General features: G+C 45.5%; 1 protein-coding gene. It reads left to right on the top strand.

Annotation, left to right across the window (positions count from 1 at the left end):
* The coding region (locus H4J50_RS19390) for a transposase (RefSeq protein WP_182198120.1) at positions 1-242 on the top strand (242 nt) is incomplete at both ends.

Below are 242 nucleotides of genomic sequence, written 5' to 3'. Positions count from 1 at the left end.
TCCCAGTTTACTATGTCGGCAGTGCAGAGAGAGGAAACGCTGAGAACGGCTTAAGCTGGCACCTATTAACCAGTGAACCAGTCACCAGCAAAGAAGACGCCTTAGCTATCATCAGCTACTATGAGCACCGTTGGCTTGTAGAGGAATACCATAAAGTCTGGAAAAGTGATGGCACGGATATCGAAAGTTTACGCCTTCAAAGCCAAGATAACATGGAAAGATTGGTGACGATTAATGGCTTT

Origin of the sequence: Colwellia sp. 6M3 (assembly GCF_014077595.1) — a bacterium.
GTDB lineage: Bacteria > Pseudomonadota > Gammaproteobacteria > Enterobacterales > Alteromonadaceae > Cognaticolwellia.
The sequence above is the reverse complement of the archived record's forward strand: the minus strand, read 5'-3'. Positions and strand labels throughout refer to the sequence as shown.